The organism is Sphingobacterium populi, from assembly GCF_001586775.1.
In the GTDB taxonomy this organism is placed as follows: Bacteria; Bacteroidota; Bacteroidia; order Sphingobacteriales; family Sphingobacteriaceae; genus Sphingobacterium; species Sphingobacterium populi.
In genome coordinates this window covers 1-869 of the sequence record NZ_LQXS01000020.1, presented here as the reverse complement: position 1 = coordinate 869, position 869 = coordinate 1, and the positions used below count along the sequence as shown (strand labels likewise).

Below are 869 nucleotides of genomic sequence, written 5' to 3'. Positions count from 1 at the left end.
GCATCGCGACCCACCCGAGCAGCATTTGCTCGTACTTTCCAATAAGACAATACATCAGAACGCAAACCTTCCCATGCTGTCGTTGGCACAAAGCTCAAAGAAGCAGAAGGGTAAAAGTAGGTGTTGTTGGAAGTGGGCAATGTCGAAGATTTATCAGCACGGCCAGTCAACTCTAAAAACAAATAATCATTGTAACCCAAGCTTAACTGTGCATAATGACCAATAAGTCTCCTGCGGAATCTATTGGAATACGACCCCGTAAACACCGAAGCATTGGCAACGTTGTCAAAACCAAACATCGATAAACCACTGGATACAATCCCCGACTCGCGGAAATCACGGCTATTGATATTCTGACCCAAAAGTAAGGTCGCATTCAACCCGTCTACAAATAGATCCTCATGCTTGGCCGTAATCATCAAATCTCCGTTCAACTCCGAGCGAAAACGATTGTCTGCATCGATGGCCCCGAGCGGCGCCCGCGCTGAACCGTTTCTTAACACTTGATTTCGTTGATCGAAATACGTATCACCGGTAACGCGGTAGCTCACATTCAACCAATCGGTAAAGTCATATCCAATATTCAAATTACCAAACACGCGATCAACATCGGATTCAAAGAACTCATTCTCGACACTCCAAAGTGGACTATTCTGCCCTGGCAAGAAATATTGACGCTCGCCAGCTTCATTCAGAAGCGGCGTGCCGTTGAGATCATAAGAAACTGGAATTCGCGTAATCTGACCAAATGCACTACCTCCATTACCCATGGTAGCACCACGTTGGCTGGTTTTAGAATAGGTTAATGTACCGCCGATCGAAATACCATTGTTAAGTGTGCGATTTCCACCCACATTAGCCGTATGTCT

The 869-nt window shown here is 45.8% G+C and carries 1 pseudogene; it reads right to left on the bottom strand.

Annotated features, from left to right (window positions below):
- Nucleotides 1-869 (bottom strand): annotated as a pseudogene (locus A0125_RS15955) (SusC/RagA family TonB-linked outer membrane protein); the annotation flags it as partial.